This window comes from Sphingobacterium sp. SGG-5, from assembly GCF_011043525.1.
In the GTDB taxonomy this organism is placed as follows: domain Bacteria; phylum Bacteroidota; class Bacteroidia; order Sphingobacteriales; family Sphingobacteriaceae; genus Sphingobacterium.
In genome coordinates, this window is sequence record NZ_JAAKGO010000027.1 from 1 (window position 1) to 877 (window position 877).

At 50.6% G+C, this 877-nt stretch carries 2 protein-coding genes; one reads left to right on the top strand and one right to left on the bottom strand.

Annotated features, from left to right (window positions below):
• The coding region (locus G5B30_RS17320) for a hypothetical protein (RefSeq protein WP_206367176.1) at nucleotides 1-344 on the bottom strand (344 nt) is incomplete at its 3' end.
• Between the two features lie 117 nt (nucleotides 345-461).
• Here G5B30_RS17320 and G5B30_RS17105 point away from each other — a divergent pair.
• Nucleotides 462-877 (top strand): hypothetical protein (locus tag G5B30_RS17105; RefSeq protein ID WP_165321226.1); only part of this gene is annotated, 416 nt, incomplete at its 3' end.

Here is an 877-nt window from a genome sequence, read left to right on the forward strand (position 1 = left end):
CCCAGCAGACCCGCCACGTAAAAGGCTGGAGGTGAAACATATATTTTTTTAACATGAAAAGCAATCGGCAGAAATAACAGTGCAACCACCTTAAATAAGGCATAAAGTGCTCCAAACGCACAGTATACGGCAACGGATGCAAAACAACATATCATGGAAAAAAAAGCTTCCAGACCGGAAGTAATAGCTGCTGCATCTAAGTGGAAACAGGTCCTCCCGAACAGATCCAGACACGTCCCGATCGGGATATTTCCCGGTCGGGATCCGTGATAATTCACTCCGGACACAACTGTGTCTGTTCCGGACAAGGGATAGCTGACGCCGGCGCGCAAACACTTTGACACGAACAATAATGTGCGCGCGTTAAACTGTGACGTATGCACTTCTATGTCTGTTGCTTTTGTGGCAGAGTGTCCTGCGTTTACCTTCCATGTGACCACGGTATCCCGTACCGTGTTGCTTTGGCATCAAAAGCAACTGCTTTTATCGCATACTGTAGTATATCTGGTGTAAAGTGCACTGTACTTCCTGAAACCTGTAGCGTGTACGGTGCTACCTATACCTTGGCCGGGACAGAAGCAGTTGCTTCTGTGACGACTTTACGGCAGGTCCGGGAGCCGGGGGCCTTTAAAGGGCAGTATTCCGAAGTGGCAGTGCCCCCCCGGAAGGGCGTGATTTTCTCAGCCTCTCCGACCGCATTTATCAACCCTTGCCTCGCCCCCGCTACCGCCACTGTTCGGTGCCGCTTCGAATTTTCTTCGAATGCCCTTCGAGTGGATTCGAAGCACACTCGAAGCCGATTCGGAGCCGATTCGAAAAAGGACCGAACAATCGCCGATGAAAACCCGAACTTAGGCAGGAGAAAGGGAGAGGTTAA